The 23,166-nt window shown below is 70.1% G+C and carries 26 protein-coding genes; 7 read left to right on the top strand and 19 right to left on the bottom strand.

The genetic code is table 11. From position 1 onward, the window contains the following. Position 1 precedes the first annotated feature (1 nt). Positions 2–922: a helix-turn-helix transcriptional regulator gene (locus EII35_RS08980; RefSeq protein ID WP_125228131.1), complete on the bottom strand. Its 921-nt coding sequence runs from the start codon at positions 920–922 to the stop codon at positions 2–4. Further along, entirely contained in the window at positions 919–1,824 is a 906-nt protein-coding gene (locus EII35_RS08975) for a helix-turn-helix transcriptional regulator (RefSeq protein WP_185744245.1), read from the bottom strand. The genes EII35_RS08980 and EII35_RS08975 overlap by 4 nt, the downstream gene beginning before the upstream one ends. 55 nt (positions 1,825–1,879) lie before the next feature. Between EII35_RS08975 and gluQRS the strand changes: the two genes are divergently transcribed. Further along, on the top strand, positions 1,880–2,800 hold the full coding sequence (gene gluQRS / locus EII35_RS08970) for a tRNA glutamyl-Q(34) synthetase GluQRS (protein WP_125228129.1): 921 nt from the start codon (positions 1,880–1,882) through the stop codon (positions 2,798–2,800). A 163-nt stretch (positions 2,801–2,963) separates the two neighbouring features. Here gluQRS and EII35_RS08965 read toward each other — a convergent pair whose 3' ends face one another. From EII35_RS08965 to EII35_RS08890, 17 genes are all read right to left on the bottom strand, one after another. Further along, entirely contained in the window at positions 2,964–3,998 is a 1,035-nt protein-coding gene (locus EII35_RS08965) for an FKBP-type peptidyl-prolyl cis-trans isomerase (protein WP_125228128.1), read from the bottom strand. Between the two features lie 31 nt (positions 3,999–4,029). Further along, positions 4,030–4,764, bottom strand: coding sequence for a pseudouridine synthase (locus EII35_RS08960; protein WP_125228127.1), 735 nt, complete (start codon positions 4,762–4,764; stop codon positions 4,030–4,032). Continuing rightward, positions 4,757–5,320, bottom strand: coding sequence for an SMC-Scp complex subunit ScpB (gene scpB / locus EII35_RS08955; RefSeq protein ID WP_125228126.1), 564 nt, complete (start codon positions 5,318–5,320; stop codon positions 4,757–4,759). The genes EII35_RS08960 and scpB overlap by 8 nt, the downstream gene beginning before the upstream one ends. Further along, positions 5,317–6,135, bottom strand: coding sequence for a segregation and condensation protein A (locus tag EII35_RS08950; protein WP_125228125.1), 819 nt, complete (start codon positions 6,133–6,135; stop codon positions 5,317–5,319). The genes scpB and EII35_RS08950 overlap by 4 nt, the downstream gene beginning before the upstream one ends. Beyond that, a complete protein-coding gene (locus EII35_RS08945) occupies positions 6,132–6,476 on the bottom strand; it encodes a hypothetical protein (RefSeq protein ID WP_125228154.1) in 345 nt (114 codons plus the stop codon). Before EII35_RS08945 ends, EII35_RS08950 begins: the two co-directional genes overlap by 4 nt. Then, complete coding sequence (locus EII35_RS08940) at positions 6,473–7,372, bottom strand: ParA family protein (RefSeq protein WP_125228124.1); 900 nt, start codon at positions 7,370–7,372, stop codon at positions 6,473–6,475. The genes EII35_RS08945 and EII35_RS08940 overlap by 4 nt, the downstream gene beginning before the upstream one ends. Positions 7,373–7,583: 211 nt before the next feature. Continuing rightward, on the bottom strand, positions 7,584–8,495 hold the full coding sequence (locus tag EII35_RS08935) for a site-specific tyrosine recombinase XerD (protein ID WP_125228153.1): 912 nt from the start codon (positions 8,493–8,495) through the stop codon (positions 7,584–7,586). Next, positions 8,492–9,121, bottom strand: a complete 630-nt coding sequence (locus EII35_RS08930; protein ID WP_125228123.1) for an NUDIX domain-containing protein — start codon at positions 9,119–9,121, stop codon at positions 8,492–8,494. Before EII35_RS08930 ends, EII35_RS08935 begins: the two co-directional genes overlap by 4 nt. Positions 9,122–9,215: 94 nt before the next feature. Next, positions 9,216–10,124: an LCP family protein gene (locus EII35_RS08925; RefSeq protein ID WP_185744244.1), complete on the bottom strand. Its 909-nt coding sequence runs from the start codon at positions 10,122–10,124 to the stop codon at positions 9,216–9,218. Between the two features lie 73 nt (positions 10,125–10,197). Further along, positions 10,198–10,989: a hypothetical protein gene (locus tag EII35_RS15910; protein ID WP_185744243.1), complete on the bottom strand. Its 792-nt coding sequence runs from the start codon at positions 10,987–10,989 to the stop codon at positions 10,198–10,200. Positions 10,990–11,191: 202 nt separating this feature from the next. Then, positions 11,192–11,758 (bottom strand): isochorismatase family protein, encoded by a 567-nt coding sequence (locus EII35_RS08920; protein WP_125228121.1) that lies wholly within the window; start codon positions 11,756–11,758, stop codon positions 11,192–11,194. A gap of 4 nt (positions 11,759–11,762) precedes the next feature. After that, positions 11,763–13,448, bottom strand: coding sequence for a DNA repair protein RecN (recN, locus tag EII35_RS08915; RefSeq protein ID WP_125228120.1), 1,686 nt, complete (start codon positions 13,446–13,448; stop codon positions 11,763–11,765). Beyond that, positions 13,442–14,347: an NAD kinase gene (locus tag EII35_RS08910; protein ID WP_221739718.1), complete on the bottom strand. Its 906-nt coding sequence runs from the start codon at positions 14,345–14,347 to the stop codon at positions 13,442–13,444. The genes recN and EII35_RS08910 overlap by 7 nt, the downstream gene beginning before the upstream one ends. A 6-nt stretch (positions 14,348–14,353) precedes the next feature. Further along, on the bottom strand, positions 14,354–15,109 hold the full coding sequence (locus EII35_RS08905) for a TlyA family RNA methyltransferase (RefSeq protein ID WP_125228118.1): 756 nt from the start codon (positions 15,107–15,109) through the stop codon (positions 14,354–14,356). Then, on the bottom strand, positions 15,106–15,315 hold the full coding sequence (locus EII35_RS08900; RefSeq protein WP_125228117.1) for a BAR domain-containing protein: 210 nt from the start codon (positions 15,313–15,315) through the stop codon (positions 15,106–15,108). Before EII35_RS08900 ends, EII35_RS08905 begins: the two co-directional genes overlap by 4 nt. Then, entirely contained in the window at positions 15,312–16,301 is a 990-nt protein-coding gene (locus EII35_RS08895; RefSeq protein ID WP_125228116.1) for an HAD-IIA family hydrolase, read from the bottom strand. Before EII35_RS08895 ends, EII35_RS08900 begins: the two co-directional genes overlap by 4 nt. After that, a complete protein-coding gene (locus tag EII35_RS08890) occupies positions 16,298–17,377 on the bottom strand; it encodes a tetratricopeptide repeat protein (protein ID WP_125228115.1) in 1,080 nt (359 codons plus the stop codon). Before EII35_RS08890 ends, EII35_RS08895 begins: the two co-directional genes overlap by 4 nt. Positions 17,378–17,500: 123 nt before the next feature. On the opposite strand from EII35_RS08890, the gene EII35_RS08885 reads away from it, so the two are divergent. From EII35_RS08885 to EII35_RS08860, 6 genes are all read left to right on the top strand, one after another. Continuing rightward, positions 17,501–18,025 carry a thioredoxin family protein gene (locus EII35_RS08885; RefSeq protein ID WP_125228114.1) on the top strand — a complete coding sequence of 175 codons (525 nt, stop codon included), beginning with the start codon at positions 17,501–17,503 and terminating at the stop codon, positions 18,023–18,025. Positions 18,026–18,029: 4 nt separating this feature from the next. After that, positions 18,030–19,694, top strand: a complete 1,665-nt coding sequence (locus tag EII35_RS08880; RefSeq protein ID WP_125228113.1) for a cytochrome c biogenesis protein DipZ — start codon at positions 18,030–18,032, stop codon at positions 19,692–19,694. 16 nt (positions 19,695–19,710) lie between these two features. Beyond that, positions 19,711–20,391 carry a response regulator transcription factor gene (locus tag EII35_RS08875; RefSeq protein WP_260465079.1) on the top strand — a complete coding sequence of 227 codons (681 nt, stop codon included), beginning with the start codon at positions 19,711–19,713 and terminating at the stop codon, positions 20,389–20,391. Next, the gene (locus EII35_RS08870; RefSeq protein ID WP_125228111.1) at positions 20,384–21,400 is read left to right on the top strand and encodes a sensor histidine kinase; all 1,017 of its coding nucleotides are present in this window, start codon (positions 20,384–20,386) and stop codon (positions 21,398–21,400) included. Before EII35_RS08875 ends, EII35_RS08870 begins: the two co-directional genes overlap by 8 nt. A 129-nt stretch (positions 21,401–21,529) precedes the next feature. Then, complete coding sequence (locus EII35_RS08865; RefSeq protein WP_125228110.1) at positions 21,530–22,093, top strand: hypothetical protein; 564 nt, start codon at positions 21,530–21,532, stop codon at positions 22,091–22,093. Positions 22,094–22,350: 257 nt separating this feature from the next. Continuing rightward, positions 22,351–22,950, top strand: coding sequence for a hypothetical protein (locus EII35_RS08860; RefSeq protein WP_125228109.1), 600 nt, complete (start codon positions 22,351–22,353; stop codon positions 22,948–22,950). Positions 22,951–23,166 lie beyond the last annotated feature (216 nt).

Here is a 23,166-nt window from a genome sequence, read left to right as displayed (position 1 = left end):
CCTAGTCATCGTAGGCAGCCAGCGCCCGCCTGGCCTCCTCCGCAGCCTCATTCCTGAGGGCCTCGTCCGCCACCCGGAGGACATCCGCGCCAAGACGGAGGAGCAGTTCGACTGCCCATTGTCGGGTTCCGACGGGAAGGGTGATGCTCAGGCCGCGCTCCGTGGGGGTCGACGAGGTGGTTGGATGGTGCTCGATGACCCAGGCGGCCCGCGGGTCCACCTCGAGGGTGATCTCCTCGCTGCTGTCCTGGAACCAGCCTGCGGTGTGCTCGGCCAGGCCGGGCCGGGGCTCGAAGGGCTCCTTGGTGGCCCGGCAGGAGACGACCCGGTCCAACCGGAAACTGCGCCACGCCCGGCGGGGGCGGGACCATGCGTCGAGGTAGGTGGCACCGTCGCAGACGCGGAGCCGCGCCGGTTCGACCTCGAGTTCGCTCACACCGTCGCGGCCGCGGTGGGAGATCACGACGACGCGCCGTCGTTCGGCGGCCTCGGCGAGGATGCGTCTGGCCTCGGGATCCCCTGAGGTCAGGTCCACCTCGATCCCGGCGGTGCGCCTGCCGCAGGCGTCGCTGAGCTTCTCCCTGGCGCTGCGGGCCGCGTCGGAGCCGAGGGCCACGAGGGTCTCCAACGCGACGAGCAGGGTGGTCGCCTGGGCGGAGGTCAGGGTCATCGGGCGGGCCAGGACGTCGGCGTTGCCCACCCAGATCTCGCCGTCACGCCGGGCCTCGTCGATGTCGACCTCGAACAGGTCATCCGGGAGTCCGCCCGGAAGGCCACAGAACTGGATGACCTCGAGGTCCTTCATGACGACCGCGGGCGTGGTCCCGAAGGTCTCCGCCGTCTGCGTGATGGAGACCCCGGGGTGCCCCACGAGGAAGGGCACGAGCTGGGTGAGGCGTTGCAACTGGTCGGCGGATCTCATCGGGTCCCTCCCGCGACGTGTCGGAGCTGGGCGATGACCTCGGCCACGAGCGGTGCCGGGTCGAGGGCAACGGCATCCGCGCCGAGGGAGCAGACCTCCCCGGCCAGCCCGAAGCCGAGTGGGACGTCGTGGACCACGAAGCCGGGTGGCGCCCCGGTCTGATCGGCGGATGCGGGAGCGCCCCGCAGCAGGTCCCGCCCACGGCCCTCCCGGACGGCGATCCGCGCCGTGGTGGCCTCCTCACCGAAGTCGGTGCTGACCTTCTCCGGCGGATTGAAGGCACCGGCGGCGCCGACGGCCCTGGGCTGGCCCGCGACCCGGTCGAGCCGGAAGCGGCGTCGCCCTTCCTTCTCGGGGTCCCAGCCGATGACGTACCAGCGGCCACGACGGCTGAACAGCACCCACGGCTGGACCCGACGAGCTGCACCCGCGTAGCTGAAGCGGATCTCGCGTCGTTCCTTGACTCCCTCGCTCCACACGTTCAGGTGGGAGGCCGCCTCGAGTCTGGGGGCGAGGGTGGCCAGCCGGGACGGGTCGGGTTCGGCCCCGGCCGCCCGTAGCGTCGCAAGGGCCCGCCTGGTCTCGTCCGCGGCGACGCTGTCCTGCCACACCCGCGCAGCCGCGCCGAGCGCCGCCAGTTCCTCCGGGGTGAAGCTGATGGGGGGCAGCTCGTAGGCACCACGGTCGATGCGGTAGCCGTCGCCCTCCTCGTCGACCTCGACGGGCACACCCACGGATCGCAGCTCCGCCTTGTCCCGCTCGAAGGTGCGTTCGAAGTTCGCGTCGTCGAGGTCGTGGTAGCCCTCGATGGTGGCGCGGATCCGGTCCCGGGACACCCAGCCCCGGGCGGCGAGCAGCATGATGAGCAGGTTGAGCAGCCGCTCCGACTTGCGTACCGACATGGTTCCTCCTCGTGCCTTGAGGCTACCGGGCCACGTTCCCGGCAACAATGGGGGCATGGCTGCTGCCCTCGTCGACCGCTACGCCCCCTCCCCCACCTCCGACCTGCACCTCGGCAATCTCCGCACCGCCCTCGCCGGGTGGTTGCTCACCCGGGCCGCGGGCGGGGCGTGGCTGATGCGGATCGAGGACCTGGATGCGGCCCGGGTCCGCGCAGCCGACGGAGCCGCCACCCGGCAGCTCGCCGACCTCCGGGCGCTGGGGCTCGACTGGGACGAGGACGTGGTGACGCAGTCGCAGCGTCACGACGCGTACCGCGACGCCCTGGCCGTGCTCCGGGATCGCACCTACGAGTGCTTCTGCACCCGCAAGGAGATCGAGCAGGCGGCCTCCGCCCCGCACGGCGACGGTCACCGTCCCTATCCCGGCACCTGCGCCGGGCTCAGCGCATCGCAGCGGGCACGGCGTCGCCTGGAACGTCCGGCGGCGATCAGGGTGCGGGCCGAGGGGGCGAGCTTCACCATCCGGGATCGTTTCGCCGGGGAGGTCAAGGGCGAGGTGGATGACTTCGTCCTGGTGCGGGGCGACGGAACCCCCGCCTACAACTTCGCGGTGGTCGTCGATGACCTGTTCCAAGGGGTGACCCAGGTCACCCGCGGCGCCGACCTGCTGAACTCCGCGCCCCGACAGGCCTGGCTGGCCGCGGAGCTGGGCGGACAGCCCCCCGGCTACGCCCACATCGGGCTCGTCACGAACCGAGACGGGATCCGGCTCGCCAAACGCGACGGGGCCGTCACCCGCGCGGACCTGCACGGCCTCGGCTGGAGCGATGCCGACATCGTTTCCGAGCTCACCGCCTCCTTGGGGCTGGGACGTCACGCAACGACGGCAGGGGCCCTGGCATCCCTGCCCGAGCCCCTGCCTGAAGCATTCCACTCCCCCGTCACCTGGACGGGGACGGATCTGGTTCCCGTGTGAGGCTAGAGGGCGCGCGGATAGGCGCATCTACTGCGGCCGCCCCGGTGACCCCCTGGCAGCGTTGTCCTCCTCGAACGCACGATCCAGTGCGCTCCTCGTCGTCCGCCTTGCCATGACGCCACCGTGACGATCCTCGTCACGATCCCCCTATCCGCGCACCCTCTTACTGGGTCGCCGTCTGGACGTCGAGGATGTCGATGACGTAGACGACCCCCTCGCCCGCCTCGAGCCCCTTCTCCGGCAGCCCGTTCGGGTAGGCCTGCGCGGCCGGCACCACGAGCAGGACCCGCGATCCCGCGGTCTGGTCGATCAGCCCGGTGCGCCATCCCTCGATCAGCTCGGCGAGCGGCTTGGACTGCGGGCTCCAGCCGTCGCCGACCGACTTTCCGGACTTGGCGGCCCAGGCACGGTACTTCACGGTCACCACGGATTCCGCGGTCACGGCGGCGCCGGGACCCTTGATGAGCGGCTGCACCTGCAGCGTGTCGGCGGCCAGCCCCTCGGGCACCGTGACCTCCGGCTTGCCGTCGGTGATGGTGACGCTCGGCAGGCCCTCCGCCGGGGTCACCTCCTCACCCATCGCCTCGGTGAAGGACGCGGAGATGATGTCGACGACGAAGACGAGCGAGTCCCCGGCCTCGATACCCACCTGAGGGCTGCCCTGGGCGTAACCGTCGGCGCCGGTCATCCCGATGAGGACCCTGGACCCGACCTTCTGCCCGGCCAGGCCCGTCCTGAACCCGGGCACGACGTGGCCGAGGGACAGGGGCGCGGGGGCGCCCTTGGCGAAGCTGGAGTCGAACACCTCGCCGGTGCGGCCGTTGACGCCGACGTAGTTCACCACGACGTTGGCCTCCTCACCGACGACCTGGCTGCCGCTGCTCTCGCGCAGCACCTTCGCCTGGGTGGTGGCGATGCCCCACGGCGCGGGAACGGTCACCTCGGGAACGTCCGCGTCGGTGACGGTGATGGCGCTGAGGTCGGCCGCGGGTTCGATGCTGCTCGTGGGCAGGGCCTCGGCGCTGGACTCCCCCGTGGCGGGGGCGGCCGAGGACTCCGCCGTCGAGGAACTCACCGACGCGGTGGGCTCGGGCGAGGCGGCGGGCTCCGGCGAGGAGCAGGCGGTCAACGCGACGGCACAGGCCGCCACGATTCCGAGGGCGGCGCGGGAACTGGGCAGGAGGTCATTCAAACGCACCCGAAAGATGCTACCCCACACCCCGGCACCCTCACAGATCGACGAGGTCGAGCAGCGCCCCGAGTTCGTCCCGGGAGAGGTCCCGGGCGGTCCCGACGGTGAGCTGCCCCAGCCGGACCGGGCCGATGGCGGTCCGGGCGAGCCGGTCCACGGGGTGCCCGACGGCGTCCATCATGCGTCGCACGATGCGGTTGCGTCCCTCGTGCAGGGTGATCGACAGCAGGGAGCGGGTCTCGCTGCGGGAGACGAGTTTCACCCGATCCGGCTTCACCGGCCCGTCGTCGAGGCGCAGCCCCTTCTCCAGTCGCTTGATGGTCCTCGGCTCCACCAGCCCGGCCACCTCCGCCAGATAGGTCTTCGGGACCTCGTAGCGGGGGTGTGTCATCCGGTTGGCGAACTCCCCGTCGTTGGTGAGCAGGATCAGTCCCTCGGTGTCGGTGTCGAGGCGGCCCACGTGGAACAACCGTTCGGATCTCCGGGGCAGGAGATCGGCCAGGGTGCGGCGGCCCTCCGGGTCGTCCATGGTGGAGACGACCCCCCGGGGCTTGTTCACCACCAGGTACTGGTGGCGGCGCGGCGGGGGGATCCTGGCCCCGTCGACGCGGATGGTGTCGCGCTCGGGGTCGACGCGTCTGCCCTGCTCCGTGACGACCTTGCCGTTGACCTCGACCCGCCCCTCCTCGATGAGGATCTCGCTGGCCCGACGGGAGGCCACCCCCGCAGCGGCCAGCACCTTCTGGAGGCGGATGCCCTCCTGCTCAGCCATGGCCCTCCTCCAATCCGGTCGCGGCGCGCAGTTCCGCCTCCAAGGCTACGGCGTCGGGCAGCAGCGGTGCCAAGTCGGGCAGCTCGTCGAGGGAGTCCAGCCCCAGCTTCTGCAGGAAGAGCGGCGTCGTGGCGAACCGCATCGCCCCGCCCGGCTCCTCGCCCGCCTCGGTGATGAGGCCGCGGGTCAGCAGGGTGCGTACCACCCCGTCGACGTTGACCCCACGCACCCCGGCGATGCGTCCCCTCGTCACGGGTTGGAGGTAGGCGATGACGGCGAGGGTCTCGAGGGCGGCCTGGCTGAGCCGGGCCCGGGCATCCGCGACGACCCCGGCCTCCAGCACCTCCGCGAGGTCGGGGCAGGTGGCCAGCCGCCAGCCGCCAGCGACCCGGCGCAGCTCGAAGCCGCGCTCGGTCTCCTCGTAGAAGGAGGCGAGCGCCTCCAGATCGGCGACGACCTCCGCCTCGGGAACGTCGAGGGCGGCCGCCAGCTGGGTGGGGGCCACGGGCTCGGTGGCCATCAACAGCATGGCCTCTATGGCGCGTCGGGTGCTCATGTCTCCTCCACGGTCTCGTACTCGTCCACCACCAGGGGCTGGTGGGGGTCGCCGCCCAGCCACCGGATGCCGAGCTCCCCCAGCGGGCTGGCCTGCTCGAAGCTGATCCGGCCCGCCCGGAACAGCTCCAGCACCGCCAGGAACCGCACCACCGTCGTGAGCCGGTCGCAGTCGGCGACGAGGGCGCGGAAGCTCAGCTGCCCACGGTCGCTGAGTCTCTCGGCCACCAGGGCGGTCTGCTCGACGACGCTGACCCGCGAGCCGTGCAGGTGGGTGAGCTGGACCACGGGGGCGGGTCGGGGGGTCAGGGCGCGGGCCGCCAGCCGGGCGAGCTCGTCGGCACCGATCGGCAGCTCGACCTCCGGCAGCACGTCGCGGAACTGCTCCTCGAGCCCGCCGGGTCGCCAGTGGAGCCGCTCGGCCGCCGTCATCCGCTCCGCCAGGTGGGCGGCGACCTGTTTGAACGCCCGGTACTGCAGCAGCCGGGCGAACAGCAGGTCCCTGGCCTCCAGGGCCGCGAGGTCCTCGGGGTCGGTGACCTCGCCGCCGGGCAGCAGCCTGGCCGCCTTGAGGTCGAGCAGCGTGGCGGCCACGACGAGGAAGGAACTGGTCTGCTCCAGCCCCATGGTGTCCCCGAGCGCCCGGACGTGGGCGATGAACTCGTCGGTGACCTGGCTCAACGCCACCTGGGTGACGTCGAGTTCCCGCTTGGAGATCAGCTGCAGCAGCAGGTCGAAGGGGCCCTCGAAGTTGGTGAGGTGGACGGCGAAGCCGGGGGTCGTCTCGGGAGTCTCCTCCTGACGCCGCCGGGTCACGGCCGGGTCAGCTCCGTCACCACCGCCGAGTCGACCCCGTTGGCCTCGAGGTCCTGCAACGCCAGGGCGACGGCGGTGCGCACCAGCCGTCCCCGGTCCAGGTTGATGCCGTGGATGCGTTTGAGCTGCAGGGTGGCGTCCTCAAGGGCGAAGAGCTCGTCGGAGGAGAAGTAGACCGTGATCTTCTGGTCGTGCTTCACCCGACCCGTCGCGGCGGGCAGGGCCTTGGAACGCGGCTGTCCCGTGTTCCTCGCAGGAGGTTCGGGTTCTGGTGGCGCAGCCTCCGGGTTCGTCAATCGGAACAGTTCGCTGGCACCGGGCAGTTTGGCGCGACGGTTCAGCGACACTTGAGCAGCACCTCCCGGGCCAGCATCCGGTAGGCGTCGGCCCCGGGGGATGCCGACGCATAGGTCGTGATGGGCTCACCGGCCACGGTGGTCTCGGGGAACTTCACCGTCCGACGGATGACGGTGTGGAAGACGTCGTCACCGAAGGCCTGCACGACCCGTTCCAGCACCTCACGGGAGTGGAGGGTTCGGCCGTCGTACATGGTGCCGAGGATCCCCATGATCTTCAGTTTCGGGTTGAGCCGGTCCGCCACCTTGGAGATCGTGTCGGTGAGCAGGGCGATGCCGCGCAGGGCGAAGAACTCGCACTCCAGCGGCATGATGACGTAGTCGCTCGCGGTGAGCGCGTTGATGGTGAGCAGCCCGAGGCTGGGGGCGCAGTCGATGAGGATGAAGTCGTAGCGGCTCCGCAACGGCGCGAGAACCCGGGTCAGGGTCTGCTCGCGCGCCACCTCGCTGACGAGTTGCACCTCGGCGGCCGAGAGGTCGATGTTGGAGGGCAGGATGTCGAGCTCGGGCACACTCGTGGGTCGCACCACCTCGTCGACGGTGCACTGCTTGCTGAGCAGCAGGTTGTAGATGCTGTGCTCCAGCGTGTGCGGGTTGACCCCGAGACCCACCGAGAGCGATCCCTGCGGGTCGAAGTCCACGAGCAGCACCTTGTACCCCAGCTCGACCAGGGCGGCGCCGAGGTTGATGGTGGTGGTCGTCTTGCCCACACCACCCTTCTGGTTGCACATCGAGATGATGGTCGCCTCCATCTCGCGCCCGGGATCGGGTGGGGGCGGGACCCTGAGTTCGGGGAGCCTGCGTCCGGTGGGGCCGATCTCCCCCTCCACGAGGGTGGACTCCGCAGGCGCATCCGGCACCTTGAACAGCTCGTCGGCCACTTCGCCTCCTGAAATATGTCGACAAGACCATCTTAGAGGGTGCGCGGGGAGGCGACTCACCCTCTCGGGACGGGGTGGGCACGAACCGCCGACCCGCCTCACCTGAAACGTTTCAATCGGGGTCTTGACGAACAAGGACGGCGATTCCTGCCCGGCCTGCGGTGCGCCCCTCGTCGTCCGGCACCCCGGGAGGGGGCGTCGCCGGATGTGGTCATCGGGCGCGGGGGTGCGCGCCCTGGTAGACCTCGCGGAGTTGGTCGATGGTGACGAGGGTGTAGATCTGGGTCGTGGCCACCGAGGCGTGCCCGAGCAGTTCCTGAACCACCCGGACGTCGGCTCCTCCCTCCAGGAGATGGGTGGCGTAGGAGTGACGCAGGGAGTGGGGGGACACCTCCTTGGTCACCCCGGCACGGCGGGCGCACTCCGCGACGATCGCGTGGGCGGAACTGCGGGAGAGGCGTCGGCCGAGCCGGTTCAACAGCAGGGCTCCCCCACCGTCGCCCTTGGTGGCGAGCCCGGGACGGGAACGCACCAGGTAGGCGTCGACGGCTTCCCGGGCGAAGCCGCCGAGTGGCACCATCCGCTCCTTGCCGCCCTTGCCGACCAGCCGCAGCCCGGTCTCGGGATCGGCCAGTGTGGTGGTGACCTCGTCGACGTCGAGGGCGGTGATCTCGGACACGCGCGCCCCGGTCCCGTAGAGCAGCTCCAGCAGGGCAGCGTCACGCAGACCGATGGGATCGGCCCGGTCCGGCACCCCGAGCACGGCGAGGACCTCGTCGACGGTGAGGGCCTTCGGCAGTCGCTTGCCCACCGCGGGAGGGGCGATGTCCTGGGCCGGGTTCGTCGTCGTGACGCCCTCGCCGAGGGCGAAGGCGTGGAGGTTGCGGACGCTCGTCACCTGCCGGGCGACGGAGGAGGTGCGCAGCTGGGTGCCGAGGTGGCGGACGTACTCGCTGATCTCGACGGGGGTGACCTCGGCGAGGTCGGTGATGCCCCGGTCCGCGAGGAACTGCAGGTACCGGGAGAGGTCCCGCCGGTACGCGGCCACCGTGTTCGCCCGAAGCCCCCGCTCCACCCCGATGTGGGCCAGGTACTGGCCCACGGCGTCGTCGGCGACACTCACGCTCGGCGCTCCCGGATGGGCCACGGCGCATCCCCGGGACGCAGCTCCTCGACGGCTCCCCGGAGGCGGGCGGCCTCGAGGGCCAGCACCCCAAAGACGAGGGACGGGCTCTGGCACCGTCCCGCCAGCACCGCCGCGACGAGCTGTTCCCGTTCCACCCAGAACGCATCCATGTGGGCCTCCTCCCCCTCCAGCACGAACCCCTCCGGTCGGCTGGCGGGGCGGGGGTTCCGCGCGAGGAAGACCCGCAACGACTCCTCACACGCGCCGGGGGTGCTGCACACGTCGACGAGGACCTGCCACCTGTCGGCCGCGAGTTCCGCCTCCTCCGCCAGCTCACGTTGCGCGGCGACCACATAATCCTCGCCGTCCTGGTCCAGCAGGCCAGCGGGGATCTCCACCAGCTCCATGCGGACGGGATGACGGTACTGCCGGATGACCGCGATCCGATCGGTGTCCTCGTCCCAGCAGACGACGGCCACGGCTCCCGGATGGGTGAGGAACTGCCGCGTGATCGTCTCACCCGACGGGGTGACGATCGTCTCGTCGACGAAGGCGGACACGTGCCCCACCCCCAGCTCCGCCCGGTTGGTGACCTCCCAGGCCAGGGGACGATCCCACTCCATCACTCGGCTCCTCTCCGCTCGCCACACGAGTCATCCCTCCAAGGATGCACCCCGCCGGAGGGTTCGCGACAGTTGCAGGAGCCGACACTCCGGCTCAGGCGCTGCAGCCCGTCGCCAGGCCCAGTTCCCGGAGGCTCTCGTGGGTGGCGGGCCCGTCCCAGGCCACCCAGTCCTCGGGGTTCGTCCCACCCTCGGTGGGGACGGTGACGATGTCGGCGGGGACGTCGCGGAAGGCGAGGAGGTCCAGCAGACCCGTCCCCGGGTCTAGGCTCACCTCGGGCATGAGGTCCCAGGCGATGGAGTGCAGCCGCACCGGGTTCCTCGGCAGTCGGTGGAGCAGCGCCCGCAACACCTCGCCGGCGCGTCGCTGCCTGCCGCCGGCCCCCTCCGGATCCGGGATCCAGCCGCCGTCCTGGAGCACCTCTCCCTGTCGGCTGCGCACGTACCCGAGCGCACTGCGGCCGTCGAGGACCTGCTGGCCCGCCGGGAGCTCGATGTGTGCCCACGGGTCCCGGATCGGCCGGGGGACGTCCACCTCGACCCCGCCCACCTCGTCGACGAGGGAGGTGAATCCGCGCAGGTTGACCACGACGACGTGGTCGACGGCCAGATCCAGGGTGCGGCAGAGCCCGTCGAGGAGGGCCTGCGGCCCCTGAAGCCAGGTGGTGGCGAGCCGGTCGTAGTGCTGGGGCTCGTACTCGACGAGCAGGTCACGGGGGATCGACGCCGCACGGACCCCGTCGGGTCCGGTTCTCAGCGCGAGAACCAGGTCGGCGCGGGCCCCCGGATCGGAGCCCGGTTCGCCGAAGTCGGCGCTTCCCTCCGGGGCGAGGGAGCGGTCATCGACGCCGACGAGCAGGAGGGTCCGTTCCCTCCCCTCGGAGCGGGGCAGGACGACGTCCAGCCGCTGGGCCCTGCCCTCGAGTCCCCGGAGCAGGGCGAGGGGCACGACGAGGGCGAGGACCACGAGCAGGATCAACGACGACACCAGCCAGCGGACCACCCGGCGACGTCGTCCGGGGACAGTAGATCCCCCCGGGCACGCGGGCCCGGAGGGATCTCCCGGTGTCGTGGGATCAGGCACCCGTGCGGGGCAGGCCCGGACGGCCGGCCTGCTTGCCGGACTTCGGCGCCGCCTTCTTGGCCGCGTCACCCTTCCCCTGGGACGCCTCGGCCTTGACGACCTTGACGGCGGTGATGGCGCGCAGACCGCTCGTCTCACCCGTCACCACGATGTGGTGGACGCCCTCGGTGGTGTTCTCCGGGATCCGGACGGTGAGCTCCGCCTTGCCCTCCTTGTCGGCCTTGGTCTTGGCCAGGTTCACCGGGGTGGAGTACATGTCCACGGACAGCCCCTCCTCGGAGTCGAAACCGGCGACGCTCAGCTTGACCTCGCCACCGGCGACGACCTTCGCGCCCGTCGCGGCGGTCTTGACCTGCGGGGCGCCGTCCTCGGCGACCGGCTTGGCGGCGTCGATGACCCGCTCCGTCGTCCGGGAGGCCGAGGAGTAGTTGTAGTCGTGGACGCAGGAGATGGAGAACGTGACCTGGCCGGTCATGCTCGCGGTGAGGTTGAGCTCCACCTGACCGTTGGTGGCCGGGTACTGGACGCGCAGGGCGCCGTCGCGCTCCTCGCCCTTGGTCTCGCCGACGAGCTTCACCGATGCGGCGGGGCTGAGGGCGACGACGGCGTGCTTGGCACCGTCACCGCACTGGGCGGCAACCATGACCGGGGCCCAGCCGTCGATCTGCTCGCCGACGGTGTAGTTGAGGGAGGGCTCATCGGAGCCATTGGCATGGGCCAGGCTCACGCCCGCACCGGAGAGAAGGGACGCAGCGGCCAGGGCGGCGAACGTGCGCTTCAACATTGGGGATCTCCATTCTGAAGAGGTGTGGTTCCGAGCCGAAAACTAACGCAGCGATAAACCTTGCTCCAACCTTTCGGATGACAGCGATCACAATACTTGTTCGAGCAACGAGAACTGCCCCAAGGATGACTAACGAAAGTTACAACTCCTTGTCCTTCCCAAGGATGATCCACGAAAAGTGAGCGGACGTTTTTCGAAGGGGTCACTCGTCCCGGGAGACGGCGATCCCCGCAGCCGCCCATTCCTGTTCCAGGTCGGGAAGGGAGTCCGCGTGCACCGCCGCGGTCAGGTCCACCAGCACCGTCGTGGCGAATCCCTCCCGGGCGGCGTCGAGGGCCGTGGCCCGCACGCAGTGATCCGTGGCGATCCCGCACACATCCACATCGGTGACGCCCCGGTCGCGGAGAAAATCCACCAAGGACCTCTCATCACGGGCCTCGACTCCCTCGAAACCGGAATAGGCACCGTCGAAACGCCCCTTGAGGAAAAGGCCATCCCAGGCGTCGAAGACCAGATCGGGATGTTGCTCGGCTCCCGGGGATCCAGCGACGCAGTGGACCGGCCAGGAGTCGACGTAGTCCGGGTCGGGGCCGAAATGCGATCCCGGGTCGATGTGGTGGTCCCGGGTGGCCACGACGAGGTCGTAGCCGTGGTCCCCAACCAGCAACTCGCTGACCCGGGCCGCGACGGCGGCTCCCCCGGCCACGGCCAGGGCTCCCCCCTCACAGAAGTCCCGCTGGATGTCGACGACGATGAGAGCTCTTGTCATCACCTCAGCTTAGAGGGTGCTCCGAGGCGAACTGCAGGAGTTCACGCGCGTGCTTCACCGCGGCCTGGGAGTCGGTGGTCCCGCTCATCATGCGGGCCAGCTCCACGGCCCGCTCCTTCGGGCCCAGCGGGGTGACGTCGGAGGTCGTGACCTCTCCGTCACTGGACTTGCTGATGACGAAGTGGTGGTGGGCGAAGGCGGCAACCTGGGCGAGGTGCGTCACGACGATCACCTGGGACGTCTCGGCGAGTCGGCGGAGCCGACGCCCGATCTCCAGGCCGACGGCCCCGCCGACGCCGGCGTCCACCTCGTCGAAGACGAAGGTGTGCCCGGGCGCGGCTCCCGCCAGCACCACCTCGAGGGCGAGCCGGACCCGGGACAGCTCACCACCGGAGGCGACCTTCCCCAGAGGGCCGGGGGTGGAACCGGGATTCGCGGCGAACAACAGCTCGATCCGGTCCGCACCGTGGGGTCCGCGCGCGGCGGGGGTGACGTTGAACTCCAGCCGCGCGGATCCGAGAGCCAGGGCCCGCAACTCGGCGGCGGCCGCCTCGGACAGCCGGGCGGATGCCGCCACCCGGTCCGCGGTGATGGCCGCCGCGTCCGCGTCGAGCAGCCGATCGAGCTCCGTGACCCTCGTCTGCAGCTCCTCGATCCGCTCGTCGGCCCCTTCCAGTTCATCCAGCCGCCGCCTGGACTCCTCCGCCCAGGCGAGGACCTCGTCGATGGTGGTGCCGTACTTGCGGGTCAGGTGGCTGAGCTCGCCGCGTCGGTCGGCGACGGCGGCCAACCTCACGGGGTCCGAGACCAGGTCCGCGGTGTAGCTGGCGACCTCCTGGGCGAGGTCGTCGATGACGTAGCCGACCTCGTCGAGCCGACCGGACAGCTCCCCTGCCCGCGGGTCACGGTCGGCCAGACTCCGCAGGGTCTTGCGCGCCATCCCGATCAGCGCCACCGCGCTGGGGGCGTCGAAGTCCTCCTCGGAGCCGCTCAGGGCGGTCTGGACCTCGACGGCCAGCGCCTTCAGGTCGTCGGCATCCGCCAGGCGTGTGGCCTCCGTGGCGAGGTCCTCGTCCTCGCCGGGTTGGGGGTCGCATGCGGCGATCTCCGCCAGGGAGTGGCGGAGCATGTCGACCTCGCGGGCCCGCTCCAGCGCCGCCGTCCGGAGCCGGTCGAGTTCCGCCGCCAGCTGCTGATGCTCAGCGTGGCGTTCCCGGTAGCGGGGCAGCGCCTCGGGTTGGGCGAACAGGTCGAGGATCTCGCGCTGACGTTCCGGCGAGGACAGCCGGAGCTGCTCCGACTGGCCGTGGATGGTGGCGATCTCCCCCAGCAGGGTCGACGCGGCGCTGACGGGAACCGACGCGCCACCGATGACGGCACGCGACCTGCCCTGGGCGGTGACCTGCCGCACCGAGACCAGTTCGATGCCGTCGTCGAGGCTGCCGCCGAGTTCCTCGACGAGCGCCGCGGTGCCCTCACCCACCTCCCAGCGGCCCTGGACGACGGCCTTGTCGTCGCCGTTGCGCACGAGGGAGGCGTCCGCCCGAGCACCGAGCAGCAGCCCCAGACCCGCCACGAGCATCGTCTTCCCGGCCCCCGTCTCGCCGGTGAGCGCGGTGAGCCCCGGCCCGAGCGTCAGGGACGCGTCCGCGACGACGCCGAGGGAGGACAGCCGCAGTTCCGTCAGCACCTGGGCTCCTTCGGGCCGCTGCGCCACCCGTTGACCGGGAGCTTGAACTTGCGCACGAGGCGGGTGGTGAAGTGCTGCTCGGACAGCCGCGCGATGTACAGGGGCTGCCTGCAGGCACTCACCTCGATCCGCTGCCCGAGGCTGATGTCGTAGCTGCGTCGCCCGTCGCACCAGATGACCCCCTGGTCCACGGGGCCGTCGAGTTCCAGCTGGACCGTCGAGTCCGGGGACAGCACCATGGGGCGGTTGAACAGGGCGTGGGCGGAGAGGGGCACCACCAGCATGGCCTGCACCTCCGGCCAGACCACGGGCCCGCCGCCGGAGAAGGCGTAGGCGGTGGAGCCGGTCGGGGTGGCCACGAGCACCCCGTCGCAGCCCCACCTCGACAGGGGTCGGCGGTCGATGCGGGCGCGGACCGTGAGCATCTTCTCCCTGGCCATCTTCTCCAACGACGACTCGTTGACGGCGAAGGACTGCCAGGCGACGGCGCCGTCGGCCTCCTCGACGCGGACCTCGAGCACGAGACGCCGCTCGATGTCGTAGTCGCGTTCCATGACGGCCTTCGGCAGGGTGCTCAGATCGGAGGTCTCGAGCTCGGCGAGGAACCCGACGTGCCCGAGGTTCACACCGAGCAGCGGCACACCCGCCGGGTGGGCCCATTCGGCGGCACGCAGGATGGTGCCGTCCCCGCCGAACACGACGGCCAGCTCCGCGGTGAGACCATCCGTGGCCCGCAGGTCCACCTCCGGGACCTGCCGGGAGAGCCGCTCCACGTCGTCGGCGAAGGTCAGGAAGGTGAAACCGGGCATCCGACGCATGAACACGCACGCGGCCTCGAGGGCCTCGGGGCGTTCAGGATGCAGCAGGACTGCCAGGGTACGACTCTCCACGCTGCCCAAGGGTAATCAGCCCCGGGAGGGTGCGCCACCGTCAGGGGGTTGTGGCACCCTGACGAGCCGGATGAAGAACTCCACGTTCCCCTCCGCCCCGGGGAGTCGGCTGGTCCCCTGCCAGACGCAGTCCCAGCCAAGTGATGCGGCCACGGCGATCACGTCGTCGACAGCCCGTCGTCTCAGTTCGGGATCGTGGACGACCCCGCCCGCACCGAGGCGACCACGCCCGACCTCGAACTGGGGTTTGACCAGCAGCAGCGCCTCCCCGTCCGGGCGGAGCACCGAGAGCAGGGAAGGCAGGAGCAGGCGCAGGGAGATGAAGGAGACGTCGCCGACGACGAGATCCATCCGCTCGCCGTCCAGGTCCTCGAGCGTGAGGTCACGCAGGTTGAGCCCCTCGTGGACCCGCACCCGCGGATCGTCGCGGAGTTCAGGGGCCAGCTGGTCGTGGCCGACATCGACGGCGTGGACGAGCTGCGCTCCCCTGGCCAGGGCCACCTGGGTGAAGCCCCCGGTCGAGGCGCCCGCGTCCAACACCCTGCCCCGCACCACGGTGCCCGAGTCGTCGAGGGCGCCGAGCAGCTTGTGGGCCGCCCGCGACACCCAGGGCTCCACCGTCGCCTCGATCACGGTGTCCGGTCCGACCTGCTGCGAGGGCCTGGTCGCCACCACCCCGTCGACCTGGACCAGACCTTCCGCGATGAGCGCTGCGGCCCGGGTGCGGGAGCGGACGAGCCCACGGGTCTGGAGGGCCTTGTCGAGTCTCACCTCGCCCGGTCCAGGCGGGGCAGGCTCGGCTGGACCGCGTCGGGGTTGAGCGCCACGAGCAGTCGTCGGTGCGCCTCCTGCAGCTGGGCGAGGGCATCGGCCACCGGCATCGTCGAGACCTCGCCGAGGTCGGCCATGGCCTCAGCGACCTCCTCGATGCGACGCACCGGGGCGGGTGCGGCGGAGCGGGGGGTGGGGGCGGTCATGGCACGAGGTCGAGGTCGTCGAGCAGGCCGGACACGTCGCCGCCCTGGAACCAGGCCGCGTGGAGCGCCGCCCAGAGCAGGTCGAGCTGGCCCTCGAGGTCGGGGGGCACCGGCGTGGCGCGCGTCGCGCCGTCGACGAGACGCACCTGGGCCCCGCGGACCCGGTATCCCCCCTCGACGGATTCGAGCGGGCGCGGGGGCGCCAGGAGGGCGGAGATGTCCCGGCCGATGTGGGTGGGGCGCCCCACCGGCGGGGCCTCGAGGAGATCCCGCTTGCCGTGGGCGCCGGTGAAGACGAAGAGGGAGTCCATCCCGACGTTGCCGGCGCCGATGATGTCGGTGTCGACCCGGTCCCCGACGAAGATCGGCGAGGTGGCCCCGAGCCGACGCACCGTCTCGTCCAGCAGCGGCCGGTAGGGCTTGCCCGCCATCTCGGGGCGGAACCCGACGCACGAGGCGATGAGATCGACCTGGGCGCCGCAGCCGGGCAGGATGCCCCGTTCGGTGGGACGGGTCTGGTCCGGGTTCGTCGCGAACCACTGGGCACCACGATGGATGGCCATGATCCCGGTCTCGAGCAGCGGCCACGGCAGCTGGGGATGATAGCCCTGCACCACCGCCACCGGCTGTTCCTCGAGGGAGGACACCGGCTGGAAGCCGCCCTCGGCGAGTTGCTCGACGAGGGCCGCCGTACCGACCGCGATGACCCGCGCCCCGGCGGGCAGGCGTCCCTGGAGCATCGTCACCGTCGCCTGGGTGGAGTTCACGACGTCCCCCGCCTCGGCGTCGATCCCGAGTTCCCGGAGGTGGGCCGCCACCTGGGCTGGGGTGCGGGCCGCGTTGTTCGTCACATAGCCGAGGCGGGCGCCCCGGGCGCGGATCTCCGTCAGCGCCTCCGGGACCCCGTCGATCGCGTGGGGGCCAAGGTAGATGACACCGTCCAGGTCGAACAGGGCCGCATCGTAGGACTCGACGAGGGCGGTCACCGGTCCTCCCCGTCGATCTCGGCGAGGATCTCCGCGATCTCCTCCTCGGGGCTGACCAGCTCGATGACCTCGGTCTCGATGGCGTCCTGGGGATCCTCCTCGGGCTCGGGGTCGAGCTCGAAGTCCTCCGGCAACGTCACCCCGTCAAGGGCGGCGACGCGCTCCACCGCGTCCAACTCCCCCTCGGGGTCCAGCCGGGCGGCGGCGTCGAACCATTCCCGCGCGGCGCCCAACTGTCCGTCGGCGACGAGGAGGTCGGCGTAGGCGTACCGCAGCCTGGCCTGCCCGAGACGAGGACCGATCCGGTGGGAGATCGCGGACTTCAGCAGCCGCAGGGCCTCGCCCCGCTGCCCGAGGTCGTTGCGGATGCCGGCCTCCACGAGGAGGCACTCGATCCTCAGCCCCAGGTTCTTGGTGCGGGGGTCGAGGCTCGCCAGCAGGTCGAGGGCCTCACGATGTCTGCCGACGGCACGTTCGCAGTCGGCGATCACCGGCAGCAGTTCGTCCCGTCCGTTCATGCGGCGCAGCGCCCGGTACTCCCTCAGCGCGATCTCGTAGCGCCCCGAGGCGTAGGCCGCCTCCGCTGCGGCCTCCCTGACGACGGGGATCCGGCCGGCCCGGCGCTTGGCGGCGGCCGCGTGGCGGTAGGCGAGGTCCGGGTCCTCGTCGAGGAGGGATCCCGCGGCGTAGAGGTGGGCGGCGACGGTGTCGGCCAGACCCTGCGAGAGCCCTTTCAGCTCGGCCCGCACCCCGATCGGCAGCCGCGAGGCGTCGAACTCCTTGGGGGTGTCGGGTTCGTCAGGGGCTGGGGCCGTGCCGGGGCTGGGGACACGGCGTTCCTCGTCCCTCGGCTCGAACCGGGAGGGACGCTCCTGGTCACGCCGGGTGCGGTGACGCTGGTCCCGGGACCGTCCTCGCCCCTGGGGATCCCGGTCGTCCCGTGCCTGCGCGGGCTTCCGCTGCCCGGGCCTGCCGTGACTGCGGTTGTCCCGGCCCTTGGGTCCCTGGCCCCCCGTACCTGGCCTGCCGCGTCGTTGGCCACCACCGCGGCCGGAGGAGTTCCCCTGTTCAACCATGTCCGCCATTGTCCCAAACCACCACGGACGATGGAAATCACTCGGGCAGGACGGGGCGACGTCACAAACTCGTAAGGATTCCTCCCTCGAACATGTCATGGTTGAGGGGGAAGACTGCTCTGCATGAAGAAATACCTTGCCCCTGTTGCTGTTGCCGCTCTGCTCTGCCTCGCGGGTTGCTCCGCCGGCTCCCCGACCGAGGCGATGTCCCCCGCCGACCGCATGAGCCCGACCGCCATGGCCCCCTCCGATGCCATGAGCCCCTCGGGTGCCATGACCCCCGGGGATCACATGAGCCCGTCCGACGCCATGACGGGTGACGCGATGGCCGCCCCCGCCCGCTTCGTGACCTGGGAGGACTACGAGGCCTCGAGGAGCAGCTTCGCCGACTCCAAGGTCGTGCTGTTCTTCAACGCGAAATGGTGCCCCGCCTGCAAGGCCATCGTGGGCGACCTCACCGCCGATCCGAACCGGATCCCAGAGGGGACGACGGTCGTGAGCGTCGACTACGACGACCACACCGATCTCCGCCAGCAGTACAAGGTGACGACGCAGCACACCTTCGTCGCCGTCGATGACAAGCAGCAGGAGATCCGCAAGTGGTCGAGCACCTCCACCGACGCCCTCCTCAAGGAGCTCCAGGGCTGATCCGATGGTCGTCACCGCACTTCTCTCCCTCCTGGCAGGCGTCCTCACGGTGCTCGCGCCCTGTGTCCTGCCCTTCCTCCCGGTCATCGTGGGTGGGAGCCTCGGACACGGTTCCAGGCGTCGCCCCTACCTCATCGCGGGCAGCCTCGTCGCGTCGTTGCTGCTGTTCACGCTGCTACTGAAGGTCAGCACGGCCTTCCTGCACATCGACCCCAGGGCCTGGGCCATCGGCTCCGGCACCCTGGTGGTGCTGCTGGGTCTGGTGATGCTGTTCCCCGGGGTGTGGGCCCGCGTGTCCACGGCGTTGAAACTGGACAATGCCCACCAGCTGCTGGACAAGGCCCGCGGCCAGCGCAGCGAGACCCTCGGGGCCGTCCTCACGGGTGCCGCGCTGGGTCCGGTGTTCAGCAGCTGCTCCCCCACCTACGCCTGGGTGATCGCCACGGTCCTTCCCGCCAGCCCCACCGTCGGGTTGTTCTACCTCGGCGTCTACTGCGTCGGCATGGCGGGGGCACTGCTGGCCATCTCCCTGGCGGGACGCACACTCATCAACCGTCTCGGCTGGGCGGCGAACCCGAGGGGCTGGTTCCAGCGGGTCATCGCGGGGCTGTTCATCGTCGTGGGTGTGCTCGTGGCCACGGGTCTCGACAAGGACTTCCAGGCGTGGGCCGTGGACCGCTTCCCCTCCCTCGCCGCGTTCGAGGAGGGGCTCATTCCCTCGGCGGAGGTGGCCATGCCCGCCACCGACCGGGGCGAGATCCCGAACCCAACGGCGGCCCCCGAGCTGACGGGGATCTCCGCCTGGATCAACAGTGACCCCCTCACACTCGCCGAACTGCGCGGCAAGGTGGTGCTCGTCGACTTCTGGACCTACAGCTGCGTCAACTGTGTGCGCACCCAGCCCTACCTCAACGCCTGGTACGACCGCTATCACGACGCCGGGTTCGAGATCGTCGGCGTGCACGCGCCCGAGTTCGCCTTCGAGAAGGTGAAGGAGAACGTCGAGAGGGCCGTCGTCGACGCCGGCATCAGGTACCCCGTCGCACTGGACAACGACTTCGCGACCTGGCGGGCCTACGACAACCGCTACTGGCCGGCGAAGTACCTCATCGACCAGGAGGGACGGATCCGTTGGGTCCACTTCGGGGAGGGGGACTACGAGGAGGCGGAGCAACAGATCCGTGACCTGCTCGGCGAGTCCGGGGACAAGGCGACGGTGTCCGACGAGGTGATGCAGCACACGCCCGGCCAGTCCCCCGAGACCTACCTGGGCACCCTGCGTGCGGCAGGAAACGACGTCACCCTCGTGGAGGGGAATCATGACTACGGCGTCGCCGGGGATCCCTCGGCCTCGGGACACTGGACCCTCGGCGGGTCGTGGCAGGCCGACGGCGAGTCCATCACCGCGACCCGAGACGGGGCCCAGCTGCGGTACCGGTTCTCGGGACGGGAGATGTACCTCGTCATGGACGGTCCGGCCGGGAGCAGGGTGAAGGTCGAGGTCGAGGGAGGCGTCACCCCCGGCGGGGAGCACGTCCAAGGTGACCACGCGGTCATCGACGGGGCAAGGATGTATCGGCTGGTGTCACTGCCCGAGGTGACGGGCGGCACCACGGTCACGCTGACCTTCGACGAGGGCGTGCGCGCCAATGCCTTCACCTTCGGATGACGCCTATGCTGAGCGGGTGGCGACCGTTCTTCTCGTGGATGACGACCCGACGGTGCGTGGCGTGGTCAGCGACTACCTGCGTGCCGCCGGTCACGAGGTCATCGAGGTCGGGGACGGGGTGGCGGCTCTCGGCCGGGCCGAGGGCTGCGACCTCATCATCCTCGACCTCATGCTGCCGGGCATCGACGGGCACGAGGTGTTCCGGCGGCTGCGTTCCGCCGGGGTCGGCGCGCCGGTCATCATGCTGACGGCGAAGAGCTCCGAGGCCGACCGGGTGCTGGGGCTGGAGCTCGGGGCCGACGACTACCTGGCCAAGCCCTTCAGCCCCCGGGAGCTGGTGTTGCGGGTGGGGGCGGTGCTGCGACGTCAGCAGCCCGCCGCGCCGGGACGGGAGGTCATCGCCGACGGCCCGCTGACGCTGGACCTCACCGCGCAGAAGGCCACCCTCGACGGCCGTCCCCTCAACCTCACCTTCCGGGAGTTCGACCTGCTGGCCCATCTGGTCAGCCATCCCGACGAGGTGTTCTCCCGCGACGATCTCATGCGGGCCGTGTGGGGGTGGGACGTCGGCGACGCCTCCACGGTGACGGTTCACGTCCGCCGGGTCCGCAGCAAGATCGAACCCGACCCGCAGTGCCCCACGCGCCTGGTGACGGTGTGGGGTCGGGGGTACCGGTGGGAGCCGCACCGTGACTGAGCAGCTCCTGGCCGTCGCGGCCGTGACCCTGGGGGTCGGCCTTGGGTGCGCGGCGCTGACCTCCGGGGTGGCGCGCCGCTCCGTGCGGTGGGCGGCGCTGCTCAGTCCGGTGGCGGTCGTCATCACGATCGGTGTGGGCCTGTTGTTCGGGGTGCGTCTCATGCTCATCGAATCGGTGCGGGTCCCCCTGCTCCTGCTGGCGGCGACGCTGCCCGCGGCACTGCTCGCGGGGATTCTCGTGTCGTGGCGCAGCCAACGAGTCATCATGGATTCCGCCCGGGAACTCGAGCGGGAGCGTCGCCAACGGGAGGTCGAGCAGGGCCGTCGGGAACTCATCACGTGGCTGTCCCACGACCTGAGGACTCCCCTGGCCGGTATCAGGGCGATGGCCGAGGCGCTGGAGGACGGGATCGCCCCCGAGCCCGCCTCCTACCACCGTCAGATCGTGGCCGAGGCGGAGCGGACGGCCGGGATGGTCGACGACCTGCTCGCGCTGGCCGGACTGCACACCGGCTCCCTCGACATGGGGCAGGAAACCGTCACCATCGGGGACCTCGTCTCGGATCTCGTCGGGCACCTGCAACCGCTCGCCCTGGCCAAGGAGGTCACTCTCACCGGCTCCGTCACCGGGCCGTCGACCGACGTGGTGGGGGACGGCGGTCTGCTGGCGAGGGCGCTGCAGAACGTGGTGGGCAATGCCATCTCCTACACCCATCCGGGCAGCACCGTGACCGTCGAGGTCGTCAGCGACGGCGACAGCGTCCACGTGCAGGTCAGCGACGAGTGCGGCGGCGTGAGCGACGAGGACCTGGCGCGGGTGTTCCAAGCGGGCTGGCGCGGGGATCGCGCCCGCACCCCGGGGACGGACTCCGGCAATGGCCTGGGCCTGCCCATCGTCCGCACCATCGTCGCCGCACACGCAGGCCGGGTCACCATGAACAGCCGGGGCGGCGGGTGCGTCGTCGAGATCACGCTCCCCCGCAGCCGCCCCACACAGCCGCGACCCTGACCCCCTCCACGGCGGATCACCGAGTAATTTCGCGAGCTGTCACCCTTTGGGCCGAATGGGTGGCGTCGGCACGGGTTTCGTGTTGGGGTGGGGGTGCAGTGTTTCCAGCACGATCACGAAGGAGTGGTCATGAGGCGGGTTTCGGTGTTGCTGGCCGTCACACTCCTGGGGTGCGCCCCGAGCACCCCCGAGGTCCCACGGGTGCCCACGGAGTCGGCCACGGTCACCCAGGTACCACAGACGATGACGGCATGGCCCAGCGAGGAACCGACACCGACGAAATCACCCGAGCAACAGGCGGCCGAGGCGGTCGTCGCCGACTACTTCCGCCTGAAGAACGAGATCCAGACGGACCCAGCAAAAAACATTGAACCACTACGCGCAATCGTAACTGGCAGTGTAGCCGACCAAGAAATTCCTTTCATCGAGGAGGACCGAAAGAACAACATCGTTCAAACCGGCAAATTCTCGTATGCAATTCAGGGATCTCAACAGGACACCACAGAAACAGTTCTAGTCACTGCATGCACGGATGTCACGGGAACGGATGTCGTCGATCTCGATACCGGCGAATCAATTTTGGATTCCAACCGCCCTAAGATCCGAGCTTGGCAGCTAAAGGTAACACAGGAAGACGAAGTTTGGAAGGTCGCACACTATACAACTGACGTAGCAGAACGGTGCGACGCATGAAACCTAAGGCTTGGATCACAGCAACGGCGCTACTACTCCTCAGTGTCCTTCCTCTGCATCCCGCACAAGCAGAAGACGAGCCCCCCGTGTCAGCAAACGAGCAAGGCCGTGTAGTCATTACTGTCCAAGCGCCTGGTTCACCGGGAAGCGGTGGTGGCTCCAAGGTGGTGTCGGAGCGGACGGAGTGCACGCACAAGGGCGCGGTGGTGCCGTGTCAGTCGGGGCAGATGTGGTGGCATCACGGGGAGGAGTGCTACGTGGTTCCGACCGTGGCACTGGATTCGCATCCGGATGACCGGGTGTGCGTCACCGGGGACGAGCTGGCGCTGTACCGGGTGGTGCGGTTGGCTGCGGATGTCGTGCTACCGGATCCGGGGCAGCTGGCCCGGACGGCAGTGGCACAGATGCAGTTGCAGCCGGTGCGGATCGCGACGAGTCCCCCGACGAGGCAGCAGGATGCCGATGGATTGACCTATGTGGGCTGGAACACGTGGTTGTGGAATGACAGTTCCGATCCCGCCAGTCTGGGACCGATCTCCAGATCGGCGTCCGCTGGTGGCTACACCGTGACGGCGACGGCGACCGTGGACCGGGTGGTGTGGGACATGGGTGACGGCGGCAGCGTGAGCTGCGGCGCTGGCACCCCGTGGGATCCGGCCCTGGTCCACAACGAGCCCTCCCCCGACTGCGGTTACGTGTACGAGAAGGACGGGGAGTACACCATCACTGCGACAACCCATTGGACGATCACCTGGGAGGGCCTCGGCGCCAGGGGTGTCATCACGATGGAGACGAGCGACCAGGCCACGCTCGTCGTGGCGGAGGCCCACATGGTGAACACGGCCATCGACGAATGAGGCCACTCCCCCGCCGCTCACGCCCGAGCCCGGGCCCCTTCTCTTTCCTGCCCACCCAGACACCGCGTTATGTCATTTTAGGGGTTTATCGGTCCGGAAACCCCAACAACCCATAACAAACCCCACACAAAAACATTCGTCCCCCCAAACAACGTTTGGGGGGACGAATAAATAAGTCCGGCAGCGTCCTAGTCTCCCACAGGCTCCCGCCTGCAG

Origin of the sequence: Arachnia propionica (assembly GCF_003932785.1) — a bacterium.
GTDB lineage: Bacteria > Actinomycetota > Actinomycetes > Propionibacteriales > Propionibacteriaceae > Arachnia > Arachnia propionica_B.
The sequence above is the reverse complement of the archived record's forward strand: the minus strand, read 5'-3'. Positions and strand labels throughout refer to the sequence as shown.